The 14,620-nt window shown below is 65.1% G+C and carries 12 protein-coding genes and 1 tRNA gene; 6 read left to right on the top strand and 7 right to left on the bottom strand.

What is annotated here, in order from left to right:
• Together B2W55_RS14585 and B2W55_RS14580 are read left to right on the top strand one after the other, a co-directional pair.
• Positions 1-268, top strand: a 268-nt coding sequence (locus tag B2W55_RS14585) for an efflux RND transporter permease subunit (protein ID WP_291532234.1), incomplete at its 5' end; no start/stop codon positions are given.
• 57 nt (positions 269-325) lie between these two features.
• A complete protein-coding gene (locus B2W55_RS14580; RefSeq protein ID WP_024582204.1) occupies positions 326-883 on the top strand; it encodes an invasion associated locus B family protein in 558 nt (185 codons plus the stop codon).
• A 9-nt stretch (positions 884-892) separates the two neighbouring features.
• Here the strand turns inward: B2W55_RS14580 and B2W55_RS14575 are convergent, their stop codons facing one another.
• A complete protein-coding gene (locus tag B2W55_RS14575; protein WP_024582205.1) occupies positions 893-3,181 on the bottom strand; it encodes an arylsulfatase in 2,289 nt (762 codons plus the stop codon).
• Between the two features lie 113 nt (positions 3,182-3,294).
• On the opposite strand from B2W55_RS14575, the gene B2W55_RS14570 reads away from it, so the two are divergent.
• Complete coding sequence (locus B2W55_RS14570; protein ID WP_024582206.1) at positions 3,295-3,939, top strand: TetR/AcrR family transcriptional regulator; 645 nt, start codon at positions 3,295-3,297, stop codon at positions 3,937-3,939.
• 41 nt (positions 3,940-3,980) lie between these two features.
• On the opposite strand, the gene B2W55_RS14565 is transcribed toward B2W55_RS14570, so the two are convergent.
• The 3 genes from B2W55_RS14565 to B2W55_RS14555 form a co-directional block, all read right to left on the bottom strand.
• Positions 3,981-5,024 (bottom strand): transporter substrate-binding domain-containing protein, encoded by a 1,044-nt coding sequence (locus B2W55_RS14565; RefSeq protein WP_160306762.1) that lies wholly within the window; start codon positions 5,022-5,024, stop codon positions 3,981-3,983.
• Positions 5,025-5,199: 175 nt separating this feature from the next.
• Complete coding sequence (locus B2W55_RS14560) at positions 5,200-6,246, bottom strand: cupin domain-containing protein (RefSeq protein WP_024582208.1); 1,047 nt, start codon at positions 6,244-6,246, stop codon at positions 5,200-5,202.
• Between the two features lie 103 nt (positions 6,247-6,349).
• On the bottom strand, positions 6,350-6,757 hold the full coding sequence (locus tag B2W55_RS14555; RefSeq protein ID WP_024582209.1) for a GNAT family N-acetyltransferase: 408 nt from the start codon (positions 6,755-6,757) through the stop codon (positions 6,350-6,352).
• A gap of 263 nt (positions 6,758-7,020) precedes the next feature.
• On the opposite strand from B2W55_RS14555, the gene B2W55_RS14550 reads away from it, so the two are divergent.
• Positions 7,021-7,094, top strand: a tRNA-Gln gene (locus tag B2W55_RS14550).
• 189 nt (positions 7,095-7,283) lie between these two features.
• Here B2W55_RS14550 and B2W55_RS14545 read toward each other — a convergent pair.
• Entirely contained in the window at positions 7,284-8,243 is a 960-nt protein-coding gene (locus B2W55_RS14545) for a PEPxxWA-CTERM sorting domain-containing protein (protein ID WP_160306764.1), read from the bottom strand.
• 302 nt (positions 8,244-8,545) lie between these two features.
• Between B2W55_RS14545 and B2W55_RS14540 the strand changes: the two genes are divergently transcribed.
• Complete coding sequence (locus B2W55_RS14540; RefSeq protein ID WP_024582211.1) at positions 8,546-9,547, top strand: helix-turn-helix domain-containing protein; 1,002 nt, start codon at positions 8,546-8,548, stop codon at positions 9,545-9,547.
• A 75-nt stretch (positions 9,548-9,622) separates the two neighbouring features.
• Here B2W55_RS14540 and B2W55_RS14535 read toward each other — a convergent pair whose 3' ends face one another.
• Positions 9,623-12,118, bottom strand: a complete 2,496-nt coding sequence (locus B2W55_RS14535) for a penicillin-binding protein 1A (protein ID WP_024582212.1) — start codon at positions 12,116-12,118, stop codon at positions 9,623-9,625.
• 458 nt (positions 12,119-12,576) lie between these two features.
• Here B2W55_RS14535 and B2W55_RS14530 point away from each other — a divergent pair, with 458 nt between their 5' ends.
• Complete coding sequence (locus B2W55_RS14530) at positions 12,577-13,008, top strand: hypothetical protein (RefSeq protein ID WP_024582213.1); 432 nt, start codon at positions 12,577-12,579, stop codon at positions 13,006-13,008.
• Between the two features lie 82 nt (positions 13,009-13,090).
• Here the strand turns inward: B2W55_RS14530 and ggt are convergent.
• On the bottom strand, positions 13,091-14,620 hold a 1,530-nt coding region (gene ggt, locus B2W55_RS14525; RefSeq protein ID WP_291532233.1), incomplete at its 5' end, for a gamma-glutamyltransferase.

The following is a 14,620-nucleotide window of genomic DNA, read 5'->3' as shown; positions in this document are numbered from 1 at the left end:
GATCATGATGACGACGATGGCGGCGATGTTGGGCGGCGTGCCGCTGATGCTGGGGACCGGCACCGGCTCGGAAATCCGCCAGCCGCTGGGCTACGCCATGGTCGGCGGACTGATCGTCAGCCAGGCGCTGACGTTGTTCACGACGCCGGTCGTCTATCTCTATCTCGACAAGCTCTCCAACGCGTTTGCCAATTGGGGCCGCTCGCCGCGCGCGGACCATGACGCCGGCGACGGCGAAGACGGATCGGTCAAGCAGGCCGCCGAGTGACTTGACTTTGCCCGCTTCCCGGCACATCCGAAAGATGTTCATGTCGGAGCCGGTATCGTGAAGATTGTCGCAACGTCGCTCGCCGTCCTGTTGGCCGTGTTCGCCGCGGTCGGCTCCGGTCATGCCCAGGCACCCAAGGGCAAGAATGCGCCCGCCCCGGTTCCGGCGGCCGCTCCGCCCGCTCCTCAAGGCGATGGCTCGGGCAACAACACCGGCTGGGTTGCGCGCTGCACCAGCGCGAGCCGCGACGCGCCGCTCGAATGTGCCATGGAACAGACCGCGGTGCTCACCAAGACCGGCCAGCTCATCGTGCTGGTCAACATCCGCGTCCCCGGCGACACCCGCACACCGGTCGCGCTGGTCCAGCTGCCGCTCGGACTGAACCTGCCGGCCGGCGCCAAGCTGCAGGTCGACGACGGCAAGGCCGTCGATGTGCCGATCCAGACCTGCGAAGCGCGCGGCTGCTACATCAACGCGCCGATCGCCGCCGACGTCCTGGCCCAGCTGAAATCGGGCAAGCAACTCAAGGTCTCGTTCCAGAATCTCGGCAAGGAGACCATCAGCATCCCGATGCCGCTGGCCGACTTCGCGACGGTCTACGACAGGATCAAGTAGCGCGGCGCCTTACTGCCGCGCCATCTGCGCATTGCCGACGCCGTCGCCGTCGAGCTTCTGGTCGTCATGCATGACGACCGTCACCTGCAACAGCTTGCCGGTGAACTCGAACGGCGCCTCGTAGCGTGAGACCGGACTGCCGCGATCGCGCCCGATGTCGAGCCCGGACCATGAGATGAAATTGTGGAAGCCGAGCTGGGTCTGCATCGATCCGACCGGCTCGCCATCGATCGTCAACGTGTATTCGCTGACGCCGGTCCGCGCGCCCTTGGCCGGCGGCTCCTTGCGCAGCAGCCGCTCGACATGCACGCCGAGCCGGTGCGCACCCGCAGCCACCTTGCGGCTTGACGTCACCAGTTCGTGGCCGCCGCCGACATTCAGGTCGTGCACCAGAAAGCCGTCCTTGATGTAGAGGCTGTAGCCCGAGGTGGCATCGCCATGTGCGATCAGGACGCCCTCGGCGCCGCCGTCCCCGATCTCGACCTGCGCTTCGATGCTGTAGCTGCGGCTGCGCACGTCGGGCGCGACATCGGTCGGCACGTGCCCCATGCCGGCATGGAAGGTGAATTTCGTCCGCGCGCCGTGGAAGCGTGCCGCATTCTCGGCAAACCGCGGTCCAAAGCGATCATCGAGCGGCAGCACGTTGTGCGCCTCCGCCTCGCTCCACCACAGTTTGATCATCTGCTCGAGGCGCTCGGGCTCCGTGGCCGCGAGGTCGTCCACCTCGGAGAAGTCCCGATCGAGATGGAACAGCTCCCATTTGTCGTTCTCGAACGGCGTGCCTGACGGATGAAACGACACTGCTTTCCAGCCATCCTTCCAGAGCCCGCGATGGCCGAACATCTCGAAATACTGCGCCGACGTCTTCGACGGCGCCGACGCGTCATCGATCGAGCTGGCAAAGCTCTCGCCCTCGAGCGGCATTTGCGGACAGCCGCCGATCTCGGCCGGCGCGGAGACGCCAATCAAATCGAGCAGCGTCGGCGTCAGGTCGCAGGCATGGACGAACTGATGGCGCAGCTCGCCCTTGGCTTTGATGCGCTTCGGCCAGCTCATCACGAAGGGATCGCGAATGCCGCCGCCATGGGTGTTCTGCTTGTAGCGCCGCAACGGCGTGTTCGAGGCCATGGCCCAGCCATGCGGAAAGTTCGAGTGCGTGTCCGGCCCGCCGATGTCGTCGATCCGCTGCAATTTGACAGGCACCGGCTCGGGCCGGAAATTATACGGCCCCATCGCATTGACGAAGCCGAGCGGGCCGCCCTCCTGGCTGGCGCCATTGTCCGACATCACGACCACGAGCGTGTTGTCGCGGATGCCGGCCGTGTCGAGAAATCCGATCAGCCGCGCCAGATGCTGGTCGGCATGGTCGAGCATGCCGGCATAGGCCGCCTGCAACCGCGTGAACACGCGCCGCTCGTCGGCGGAATGCTCGTCCCACGCCTTTACGCCGTCGTTTCGCGCCGGCATCCTGGTGGCTGCCGGCACCAGTCCCATCGCCTTCTGCCGCGCCATCCGCTGCTCGCGCTCAACATCCCAGCCGTGGGCGAAGGTGGCGTCATAGCTCTTGATGATGTCGGCCGGCGCCTGATGCGGCGCATGACAGGCGCCGAGCGCAAGCCAGGTCAGCCATGGCAGGTCGGGACGGTCGGCCACATGATCGGCGATGAAGCGGATCGACTGGTCGACCAGATCCGACGTGAGATGGTAGCCGGTCCCGTAATTGCCGGGAGGATCAACATGCGTGTTGTCGGACACCAGCTCCGGTGCATACTGGTCGGTCTCCGCGTCGAGGAAGCCGTAGAAGCGATCGAAGCCGCGACCGAGCGGCCAGCCGTCGAACGGACCGGTGGCGCCGCTCTCGGTCAGCGGCGTCACATGCCATTTGCCGACCATGTAGTTGCGATAGCCGTGCTGCCGCAGCATCTCGGCGAGCGTCCCCGCCTCGCGCGCGATCTTGCCGCGATAGCCCGGATAGCCGGAATCGAAATTGGCGAGGCAGCCGACGCCGACCGAATGATGGTTGCGCCCGGTGAGCAGCGCCGCGCGCGTGGTCGAGCACATCGCGGTGGTGTGAAAGCCGCTGTAGCGCAGGCCCTCGGCAGCAAGCCGATCGATGGTCGGCGTCCGGATCGGCGAGCCGTAGCAGCCGAGATCGGAGAACCCGACATCGTCGAACAGCACGACCAGAATGTTCGGCGCGCCGGCCGGCGGCTGACGCGCGTCGGGCCACCACGGCTTCGAGGTCGCGACCGTCTTGCCGATGCTGCCGCCGAACGGCGGCATCCGATGCTCGCTCATGGCGCTCTCCCTGTCCTCGCCGACATCGGCGGTTGCCCCGGTGTTCGTCCCGGCGGATTGCCTCAAATCATAATCCGAATTATGATTATTGAAATCAGGAGATGCAAGCGCGAATGCCGCGGCTTTCGGAGCAGTTCGACCTTCCCGGCGTCACCCCCTCGCGCCAGAAGCGCAGCCGCGAGACGACGCTGGCGCTGCTTCGGGCGGGCGCCGAATTGTTACGGACGCGGAGCCTCGCGGAACTGTCAATCGAAGCCCTGTGCGGCAAGGTCGGCGCCACGGTCGGCGCCTTCTACAGCCGGTTCGAGAGCAAGGACGCCTATTTCAACGCGCTGATCGCGCTCGCCGCGCAGGACGGCGCGCGGCATCTGGCCCGGATGGATCGCCCCGCGAGCGATGTCGCGCTCGACGACCTCTGTCGCCGCGTCGTGTCAGGCGTGGTCGGCTGGATCCGCGCCCACGAGGGCGTGCTGCGCGCGGCGCTCCAGCACGATGACACCCGACCGGACAGGTGGACGACGTTCAAGAGCCTTGCGCGTGCGACCACCGAGCACGCCACCCCTCTCCTGTTGCGTGCGATGGGCAAGGGCCGCAAGGCGGCGAAGACCCGCGCCATCGCCTTCGGCTTCCAGGTCGTGCTCGGCACGCTCGTCAACGCGATCCTCAACGATCCTGGCCCGCTCTCGCTGCGCGACAAGGAGATCGAGACGCGGCTGGCCGATTGCCTGCTGCTACTGCTGAAGGCGGAGATGGCGTAGTCACGGCCTCGCGCGCCTCGACGTGCGCGCAGCGAACCTTCTCACTGACCAAAATACGTGTCCTCGACCGACCGCCACTCGGGGCTCGCGGAGACGACGGTCAGGGCGCGATCCAGTGGCCGCTTCAACTCGGAATTCATCGGCAGCGCAAACGCCATATAGGCGGGCGCCAGCACGCCGTGCGGAGGGTCAAGGCGATCCGCAAAGCGCGTTCTGACCAGATATTGCAGGGCGCCGATGCTGTTGACCACGGCATCCGCCTTGCCGGAGGCGACGGCTCCGAGCGCGTCCGGCAGATTGTCGAACTTCTGATAGGCCAGGCGCTGGTCATCGAGATATTCGGCGCCGGACGAACCTGACACCGCGACGAGCCGCTTGCCGGTCAGATCTCCCGTGCGATTGGCAATAATGCCTTCGACGCGGCTGACGGTGATCCGCGCGATCAAATTAGTCGTCAACAGCGATACCAGCACCAGGCTTCCAACCATCCAGAGCACGGCAAGCGCGCGGCCAAGATGGGTCTTCGGCGTCTTGTCGCCGTAGCCGACCGTCGTCATCGTCACCACCGCCCAGTACACGCCCTCGTGCCACGACGTCACCGATGATGCGGTTTCCGTCGAACCGTCCTTGCCGGCATGCGGCCGCTCGAACCACCACATCAGCACGCCGATGATCGCAAGCAAGATGAAGATGGCGCCGATCAGAATCCCGAGTTCGCCCGCGGCCGTGCCATAGTCATGGAACGCGGACGCGGCTCCGGTCCTTTTCGCGAACACGGCGGCCACGCCGGACCGATGCGTCGGATACGAGAAGTCGACCCGCGTCAGACGCTCGGGCGTGATCGTGATGGCGCCGATCCCGACATCGTAGCGGTGCGCTTCCAGTCCCGAGAGCAAGTCATCGAGCCGCGCGATCAGCGTGAGCTGATACGGCCAGTGACAATCCTCCGCGACACGCCGCCAAAGCTCGACACTAGCACCATCGAACAGGCCGTCGCTGCCCTTTCCACCATATGGCTCGACATCGTAGATCGCGACGCGCAGCGGCATCGTCGTGCCGGACTCGGCGCCGACCCCAATGCTCACGGAGACGGTCAGCAACAGCCAGCAAAGGCCGGCCCGTATGGCAATGAAGCGACAGGCAATGCAGGGGATGAAGATGCAACGTCCGAAATTCATACGGCACGGTAGCGCCGTTCGATGACGGATATATCGCCCGTGCAGCGCAGCCGTCAGCCTCGGGACGATCGCGGCGCGCCGCTCAACCCCGATCGAAATGTCCTTCCGGATTGACGCGCTGCACGATCAGCGGATCGGCGACGGTGCGCGGAAATTGCGGCAACCGGCCGACCGGCACGCCAAGCATCGCCGCCAGCACCGGTGCCGAGAACGCCGAGGTCGAAGCACGGAATCCGACGTCACCCGGGGTCGGCTGGTCGAAGAAAATCAGGAAGTGGATCTCGTCATTGTCCAACACCTCGATGTGATGTGGATAGGCGCGCGGGATGAAGTAGACGTCGCCCGGCGCCAGCTCCCAGCTATCGATCGAGCCGTCGGGATTCTGAACGGTCATCTTCGCGTGCCCGCTCTGCACGTAGCCCATCTCGGCCGTTTCGGGGTGCCAATGCGGCTCGCGCATGCCGTCGGCTGTGATGCGCAACGAGTACATCGAGATGTCCTTGAGCGCGGGCCAGAACTGGTCGCGCGCCAGTCGCGCCGAGCCGTAGCCGAGTTCGACCGGGGCCGACTGGCGCTCGACGTCGAATTTGTGCGGATTGCCGAGGTCGGCTGAGGCCGGGACGAGCGGCGGTCCTTCGCGACGGAGCAGATAGGCGCCATCGGTGGTTCGTGGAATCGCGGCGAAGATCGCGGCCGGCATACCGTACGCATTGCCAAGCACGGCATCGGTCATCGCGCCGAAGGCTCCCGCGAGCGAGAAATCTTCCGGCTGCTCATGACGGAACGCCAGGATGAACTCCGCCTCGCCGTCGCCAATGTTCTCGATCGCGTGCAGGGCTCCGCTCTCGACCAGGAACATCTGCCCGGCACCGACCTGGAATGCGGAGAAGGTGCTGCCATTGCCGAGGATCGAGACCAGTGCCCGGCCCGACACGCAATAGCCAAGCTCGGCACAGTTCGCGTGCCAATGCGGCGCGCGGATCGATCCCGCCGCCAGCACGAGCCGCTTGATGGAGAGCCGATTGAGGATCGGTAGTTCCTTCGCGCTTACGCGCGTGACGCCGCCGAGCTCGGACTTGAACAACGTATGACCGTTGATCAACGACGTATAATGAATCCCGTCTGCCATCGCTCGCTCCTTCGGTTGCAGCGGCAGCGTAGGGCTACGGCCGCAACCAAGGAAGTCAATTGTCGACGAATGAAGGGGGACGGCGGCGAAGCCGGTCGCGAGCCTATCGCTCGCGCTTGTAGAGAAACGCGTTGTCCGGCTGCGGCATACCGATCGTCTTGTAGAACCCGATCGAGTCGGGCGCGGACAGCAGCAGGCACATCGCCTCAGGTCCGGCATGGCGCCGGGTTTCCGCGATCAGGCGCTTGCCGATGCCGTGTCCCTGATGTTGGCGATCGACCGCAAGGTCCGACAAATAGCAGCAATAGGCGAAATCCGTCAGCGCGCGCGAGACGCCGACGAGCGTGCCCGCCTTCCGCGCCGTCACGATCAGATTGGCATTGGCGATCATGCGCGCCATCCGGTCGGTATCCCCCAGCGGACGCCGCTCGCCGAGGCCCGACTGGCGCAGCACCTCGATGAACTCGTCGACGCCGATCGATGCTTCGCGGGCATACAGAATTTCGTCCATCACCTTAAACCTCTGCCGCAAGACCCCAGGTCACACGCGCGAAACCATGGTGGATTGCGCCGGGTGAATCCACCCTCGATGCGACGATGGCCACAGTTCACGGGATTCGCGATTTTCGGGTCCGTGCCCGCCATCAACGCTTGCCAAGCCCCGGACCAAGCGGGTAGAAGGTCGCACTCGCGCGGACGCCGATTTGGCAGGCGGACCCGCTCTACCGAGATATCCAGACATCCAGCTAAGCTGTTGATATCATGGAAAGCTCTTGGGGAATGGTGTAACGGTAGCACAACAGACTCTGACTCTGTTTGTCTTGGTTCGAATCCAGGTTCCCCAGCCAAACGCTAGATTCCCATCAGGGATCAGCGACTGATCCGCCGATCGCGGAGCCCATCTCGGCAAATTTCATACATCTTCGGAAAGACGGCCTGTTTCGCGAGCTGCGCCCAGCAGAAGTGAATCGACGGAATGGGCGGCGAACGAAAAAGCCGCCCGAAGGCGGCTTCATCGACCCGGTGTGGCGTACGAATCAGGCGAATGGTGTGATCGCGCGCCGGCGGAACGCCAGGAATCCGAGACCGGCAAAGCCCAGCAGCATCATTGCCCAGGTCGACGGCTCCGGTACGCTTGGCGCGAGGCCGATCGTAATGAAACCGTCGCCCAGCGTGTTGGCCAATTCAGGCAGGTTGACGAACAAGTAGCCCTCGAACGAGTTGTTCACGAAGCTGCCGCCGCCGCCGCCGAAACCACCATAGTTCGTTGTGCCGCCGCCGCCGCTATACCCGCCTCCGGCGCCGGTGCCGGCGCCGGCACCACCGCCGCCGCCAAATCCACCTGCTCCACTTATGCTGTCGCGCGGAGCGCCGCCCGCAAGCACGGGCGAACCTGTCAGCCCCTTACCGCCGCCACCTCCGCCACTGGGTCCGTTGCCGGTTGCGCCGTTGCCCAGGATGCCTCCACCGCCTCCAGAGCCTCCATTGGATGCGCCGCCGTAGCCACCCGTTCCGCCCGCTCCGCCCGGATACCCTTGGCTGACAGAGGCTGCCGTTCCATCAGGTGTCAAACTGGCATTGGTCCCATTGCCATTATACCCCGCACCGCCTCCGCCGCCGCCGACCAGCAAGACCGTTCGTGAACTGTCGATCAGGACGAACGAGCCGCCACCACCGCCGCCGCTCGATAGCGCCGATGCGCCAGCCTGGCCCACGTAGAGATCGAGGACCTCACCTGCCGTGAGATAGTACTCAGCCGAAACCGAGGCACCGAAGCCACCGTGTACGGCGCTGTTGGAGGTGCCTCCGCCGCTGCCGCCGACAGCGTTGATGAGATATTGGCCCGTTTGACCGACCGTGCACTGAACTCCCCCGCCGGTCGCCGAGAACGTTCCCCCACACACAGCCGCGGATGCATGATCTGCAATGGCCATCGTCAACCCCAGCGCGATCATGGTCGACCGTGCAGTCACTTTGAATGCGAGTCTGAAAACCATTTAAGTGCCTTCCTGTTTCCAAAAAATTCCGAGTGCCGTGGCAACGACGTGGCTGACGGCGGCGCAGCCGTAGCCCGGCACTATTCAGCGGCGATCTCAGCGGAGTTCAACACCGACGAACCGTGTTGGGACTGGCAGGTAAAAAATTGAGACGGACCGCCAGTTCGCGGCCCGGGCTGCCGGCTCAGGCGCGCGTCGCATTGATCGGCGGCTGTCCGTTCGGCTATGAGATGGCCTTTCCAGTTCGCCCAAGGGGGCTGCCCTTGTCCGCAAAGCCCGTTCCGTGCATCGATTGCTTTGGGATGCATTTTCCTGAGACCGACGCCGGCAGTGTCGCCGCATACCGCAAGATGATGCGGCCGGTGTTCGACTTCGAGATTCCGAACCCCGCCGAACGAGCGCCGTTCTGGTCGGAGGCGGAGGTCTTCTGCCTGCCCGACGTCACGGTATCGCGCACCAAGAGCTCTGCCTGCCGCTTCACGCGCAGCCTCGCGACCATCGCGCAATCGGCGAACGACCAGATCCTGGTGGTTTGCTACACCAGCGGCCACTTCGTCCTCAAAACGACCGGCACGAGAAAGCGCGTCAACAAGGGCGAGCTGGCGTTCATCGACCTCTCGCAGGAGACGGTGATCGAAGCGCCCGCCGTCGAGAACATCAGCCTGGCGGTCTCCCGGCACAAGCTCGAAGCGCTGTGTCCGCTGCTCGAGATCGCCCATGGCTTGGTGCTTGCGCCTGGAGCGCTGACGCGCGTCCTGCTCGGTTTGATGGAGGGCAGCATGGCGATCGGCCCGGCGATGAAGCAGGTCGAGGCACGTCCGATCGCGGATGCGATCATCCAGATGGTTGCCGCATGCCTGGAGACCTTGTCGCGAGACCACGTCAGTGCGAATGCCGGCGGCGGCGCCTCGCTCGTCGCCATGAAGGCCACGATCGAGCGACGCCTTGCCGAGCCGTCGCTCGGGCCGAAGACGCTCCTCGACGAGTTCGGCGTGACCCGTTCGACGCTCTATCGCGCATTCGAGCCGCTCGGCGGAGTGAGCGCCTACATCATGGAGCGGCGGCTCCGCTACGCATTCCGCCGCATGACCGATCCACTGATGCCGCGCCCACGGATCTCACAGCTCGCATTCGAGTTCGGATTCAGTCACCCTTCCGCGTTCACGCGGGCGTTCAAGACATATTTCGGCCTGTCGCCGAAGAACGTTCGCGCGCTCGCCGTCAAGCCGGAGCTGGATAATGTGCCGTTCATGGCCTCGCCTGAAGCCCAGCGCTATCTGCGTCCGATCAAAGCGACGATATGACGTCGCTGCCAGGTTGCGGCGCGTCCGCCGTTGTGACGGCGGCGCGCCGGACTGGTTGGTCGGACCCTGACGGGCTCAGTACAGCCCGCCCGTTCCCGACCGCATCACGGCGCGATCCGCGTCCGGCGAAATGCCGGCCTGGGTGCCGTCGATGACATCGGTGCCCGGGACCATGTTGTTGTCATAGACCGGCGGTGCCTGGCCCGGCTTGAAGGCTTCGAGCACCACGCCCCGGTTCTGGCCCGGCGCGGCACGCAGGCCGGTCTTGGCATCGACCAGCACCAGGCGGATGCCGACCGGCTGCTTGAACGGGGTCGCCGGCTTGTCGGCCAGCGCGAGCTTCAGGAAGTCGCGCGCGATCGGCGCCGCGGTCCGGCCGGCCTGCGCGGTGCGGCCGAGCGAACGCGGCTTGTCATAGCCGACATAGAGCCCGACCACGAGATCCGGCGAGAAGCCGACGAACCAGAGGTCCTTGGCCTCGTTCGAGGTGCCGGTCTTGCCGGCGAGCGGCTTGCCGACCTCCTTCAGCGCGGTGCCGGTGCCGGCCTGGATCACGCCCTCCATCAGCGAGGTGATCTGATAGGCCGTCATGGCGTCCAGCACCTGCTCGCGGTGGTCGATCAGCTGCGGCTCGGGCTGGTTCTTCCAGCCTTCCGGCGCATCGCAGCCGCGGCATTCGCGCTGGTCGTGCTTGAAGATGGTGTGGCCGTAGCGATCCTGGATGCGGTCGATCAGGGTCGGCTTCACGCGGCGGCCGCCATTGGCGATCATCGAATAGGCCGTCGCCATCCGCATCACCGTGGTCTCGCCGGCGCCGAGCGCATAGGCGAGATAGTTCGGCAGCTCGTCGTAGACCCCGAACCGCTTGGCGTACTCGCCGATCAGCGGCATGCCGATCTCCTGCGCGAGCCGCACCGTCACGGTGTTGAGCGACAGCCGCAGCGCGTTGCGCAGCGTGACCTGGCCCTGATATTTGCCGGTCGAGAAGTTCTCCGGACGCCAGATGTTGCCCTGCCCCTGGTCGATCTCGATCGGGCCGTCGATCATCACCGTCGATCCGGTGTAGCCGTTGTCGAGCGCCGACGAATAGACGATCGGCTTGAAGGTCGAACCGGGCTGCCGGTAGGCCTGCGTCGCGCGGTTGAACTGGCTCTGGTCGAACGAGAAGCCGCCGACCATCGCGAGCACGCGGCCGGTGTGCGGATCCATCGCCACCATCGCGCCCGACAGTTCTGGGACCTGGCGCAGCCGGTACTGGCCCTCGACGGGCTTGCCGTCCTTGGAGAACAGCGGATCGGCGTAGATCACGTCGCCGGGCTGCAACACCTGCGCCACCGCGGTCGGCGTCTTGCCCTTGTACGGGCCGGACGTTGCCCTCGCCCACCGCACGCCTTCCAGCGTGACGATGCCGGTTTCGCGCTGCTTGCTGATGGCGCCACCCAGTTCGCGGCCGGGCTGGAAGCCGATCCGCGCCGACTGGTCGTTGCTCTCCAGCACCACCGCCATTCGCCACGGCGAGATGTCGGAGAGCGACTTGACCTCGGCGAGCGGCACGCCCCAGTCGCCGGTCAGGCTGAGCTTCTGGATCGCGCCGCGATAGCCCTGCTGCTCGTCATAGTTCACGAGCCCCGCCACCATGGTCTTGCGCGCCATCACCTGGATCTTGGGATCGAGTGTGGTGCGGACCGACAGGCCGCCTTCGTAAAGCTTCTTCTCGCCATAGCGTTCGAAGATGTCGCGGCGGACCTCTTCGGAGAAATACTCGCCGGCGAAGGTATGCGCGCCGCTGCTGCGATTGGTGACGACCAGTGGATCCTTGCGCGCCTTGTCGGCGTCGGCGGCGGTGATCCAGCCGTTCTCCTGCAGGCGATCGATCACATAGTTGCGCCGCTCGACGGCGCGCGCATGGTTGCGCACCGGATGCAGGCTCGCCGGCATTTTCGGCAACGCCGCCAGATACGCCGCCTCTGCGACCGTCAGTTCGTTGACCGATTTGTCGAAATAGACCAGCGAGGCCGCCGCGATGCCGTACGCACCGAGTCCGAGATAGATTTCGTTGAGGTAGAGCTCGAGGATCTTGTCCTTGGAATAGGCCCGCTCGATTCGCATCGCCAGCAGGGCTTCCTTGATCTTGCGCGAGAACGACACCTCGTTGGTCAGCAGGAAGTTCTTGGCGACCTGCTGGGTGATGGTGGAGGCGCCCTGCGGGCGGCGGTTGGAACCGAAGTTCTGGATGTAGGCGACGCCGGCGCGCGCCATGCCGGTGTAGTCGACGCCGCCATGCTCGTAGAAATTCTTGTCCTCGGCCGCCAGGAAGGCGTTGATCACGAGCTTCGGCACCGCCTGGATCGGCAGGTACAGCCGGCGCTCCTTGGCATATTCGCCGAGCAACGAGCCGTCGGCCGCGTGCACGCGCGTCATCACCGGCGGCTCGTAGTTCTGGAGCTGCGAATAGTCGGGCAGGTCCTTGGAAAAATGCCAGAACAACCCCGCCACCGCGGCCAGACCGGCCAGGAACATGATGGTTCCCGCGGTGAACAGGAACCCGAAGAACCGCAACAGAAATTTCATTCGACCAGATTTCCGTGGCGAATACGCCGCTCATTCTGAGCCAGCTGCCTGCCACTTAGGCGGTCCGGTATATCGGTCGCTCCCCGGACCTGCAATTCGACGCAGGAGAATTTAAGCAAGCCAAACGTCAAACTTATGCCATAGAGCCGGGCTTCGCCGCACGACCAAATCAGCGCGATGCGACGAGGGCGATACATCCATCCCCTCGGGAACCCAGCTTCTCGATTCGCGCATCTGTCGGATCGTCTGCCTGACTCCAATCGCCGCATTTGCGCAGCGGCTGAGTTGCGAAACAAAAGCGCGGCTTCGAATCTCGGTCTCACTACCCGGCTGCCGCTATGAGCGGCGCTGCGGCAGAAAGCGGTGGACAGCCGCTAGCGCCACGCCACGCTAATGGTTTGTTAACTATAACTACTGCAGGTTGTTGGCATACGCTGACTCGCGACGGGCTGAATACCATGGCACTGCGCGGATTTAGACGGCCTTTTACGGCCGACCAGAATGTTCTCGGCTTCCCAAGACCGCCGACATCGGCGGCGGGCGCCGAGGCCTTGGACCTCGTCTATCAGGCGGCGGACATGTTCCGTCTCATCGAGGACAGGGCCCGCGCCAGCGAGGCGCGCGCCGAGGCCGCCGAACAGGCCCAGCTCGAGATCATCGCCGTCACCGAGCGCAAGCTGAGGGACGCGTCCCGGGCGCTCGAAGAGGCCCGACGGCGGATCGAATCGCAGCAGGAGCAACTCGATGCGATCGAATACCGGGCCCAGGCCGCCGAAGCCGAGGCGCGGGAGGCCAAGCAGTCCCTCGCCCTGGTCGAGGACGCGATCCGCCGCCGCCTGCTGCTCACGAGTGGACAGGACGGTGACGGCAGATCGACCGCCGTGGCCTGACGCGAGAATGACCTGACAGGCACGGCCGCACAGCGGCGGCCTCTTTGATTGCGCCGTACAGTCCTGCGACGTCCCACCACAATCAGTAGCCGGCGGCGAGCCCCGAATTGCGGCGTGGGTCGTTTGCGCCATAGAAGCGGTTGCCGCCGACCGGCTTGCCGCCCAGCGACGGTGCGCCGATGATGATCACCGCGAGGTGGTTGGCCGGCTGCGGCGGTCCGAAGGTATGGCCCATGCCCTCGAGGATCTTCCGTGTGTCCGGCGACAACGCAAAATCCTCGACATTGGTCGCTTCCGGCAGCCATTGCTGATGGAACCGCGGCATGTCGACGGCCTCCTGCGCATTCATGCCGTAGTCGATGGCATTGATCATCGTCAGCAGCACGGCCGTGATGATCCGGCTGCCGCCCGGCGTGCCCAGCACCATGACCGGCTTGCCGTCCTTCGCGACGATCGTCGGGCTCATCGAGGACAGCGGCCGCTTGCCGGGACCGATCGAATTGGCTTCACCTTGTACCAGGCCGTACAGGTTCGGCACGCCGACCTTGGCGGTGAAATCGTCCATCTCGTCGTTCAGCAGCACGCCGGTCTTGGCCGCCGTCACCTTGGCACCGAACCAGTCGTTCAGCGTGTAAGTCACCGACACCGCGTTGCCGTCCTTGTCGGCGATCGAATAATGCGTGGTGTTGCTGCCTTCATGCGGTGGAACGCCGGGCTTGATCTCCTTGGACACGCCGGCCCTGGCAGGGTCGATCACGGCACGGATCTTCGCGGCGTAGTTCTTGTCGAGCAGCCGCTCGAGCGGATTGTTCACGAAGTCGGGATCGCCGAGATAGCTGTTGCGGTCGACATAGGCGTGGCGCATCGCCTCGATCTGGTAGTGCACCGCCTGCGCGGAATGGTAGCCGAGTTCCGTGAGCGGATAGCCCTCGAGGATGTTGAGCATCTCGCAGATCACCACACCGCCCGAGCTCGGCGGCGGCGCCGAGACCACGTGATAGCCGCGATAGTCGCATTCGACCGGTGCCAGCTCGCGGACCTTGTAACTGTCGAGATCCTCCTGCGTGAGCAGGCCCTTGCCGGACTGGCTCGCGGCGACGATCGCCGCTCCCACCCACCCCTTGTAGAAGCCGTCGGTGCCGCGCTTGCTGATCTCGCGCAGGGTTTCGGCCAGCTCGTGCTGTACCAGCCGGTCGCCGACCGCGAACGGCTTGCCGTTGTTGAGGAAGATCGCGGCTGACGCCGGATCCTCGCGGAGATCGTCGATCGACGAGTCCAGCATCTGGACGTCGCCGCGATCGAGCACGAAGCCGTCCTCCGCGAGTTGCAGCGCCGGCGCGATCACGTCCGCGCGCTTCATCGTGCCGTATTTCTCGCGCGCATATTCCATGCCGGCCACCGAGCCCGGCACGCCGACGGCAAGGTGCCCCTTGGTCGAGAGTCCCTTGATGACGTTGCCGTCCTTGTCGAGATACATGTTGGCGGTGGCGCCCTTCGGCGCGGTTTCGCGGAAATCCAGGAAGGTCTTGCGGCCGTCGGCGAGCTCGATCGTCATGAATCCGCCGCCGCCGAGATTGCCGGCCGCCGGATAGGCTGTCAATCGGCGTTCAAA

Origin of the sequence: Bradyrhizobium sp. UBA2491, from assembly GCF_002341725.1 — a bacterium.
Lineage (GTDB): Bacteria > Pseudomonadota > Alphaproteobacteria > Rhizobiales > Xanthobacteraceae > Bradyrhizobium.
The sequence above is the reverse complement of the archived record's forward strand: the minus strand, read 5'-3'. Positions and strand labels throughout refer to the sequence as shown.

What these genes read in the sequence shown, in the direction of transcription:
- B2W55_RS14545 (WP_160306764.1), bottom strand. Translation starts at nt 8,243, where the DNA reads ATGGTTTTCAGACTCGCATTCAAAGTGACTGCACGGTCGACCATGATC.
- B2W55_RS14530 (WP_024582213.1), top strand. Translation starts at nt 12,577, where the DNA reads ATGGCACTGCGCGGATTTAGACGGCCTTTTACGGCCGACCAGAATGTT.
- B2W55_RS14540 (WP_024582211.1), top strand. Translation starts at nt 8,546, where the DNA reads ATGCATTTTCCTGAGACCGACGCCGGCAGTGTCGCCGCATACCGCAAG.
- B2W55_RS14555 (WP_024582209.1), bottom strand. Translation starts at nt 6,757, where the DNA reads ATGGACGAAATTCTGTATGCCCGCGAAGCATCGATCGGCGTCGACGAG.
- B2W55_RS14535 (WP_024582212.1), bottom strand. Translation starts at nt 12,118, where the DNA reads ATGAAATTTCTGTTGCGGTTCTTCGGGTTCCTGTTCACCGCGGGAACC.
- B2W55_RS14575 (WP_024582205.1), bottom strand. Translation starts at nt 3,181, where the DNA reads ATGAGCGAGCATCGGATGCCGCCGTTCGGCGGCAGCATCGGCAAGACG.
- B2W55_RS14560 (WP_024582208.1), bottom strand. Translation starts at nt 6,246, where the DNA reads ATGGCAGACGGGATTCATTATACGTCGTTGATCAACGGTCATACGTTG.
- B2W55_RS14570 (WP_024582206.1), top strand. Translation starts at nt 3,295, where the DNA reads ATGCCGCGGCTTTCGGAGCAGTTCGACCTTCCCGGCGTCACCCCCTCG.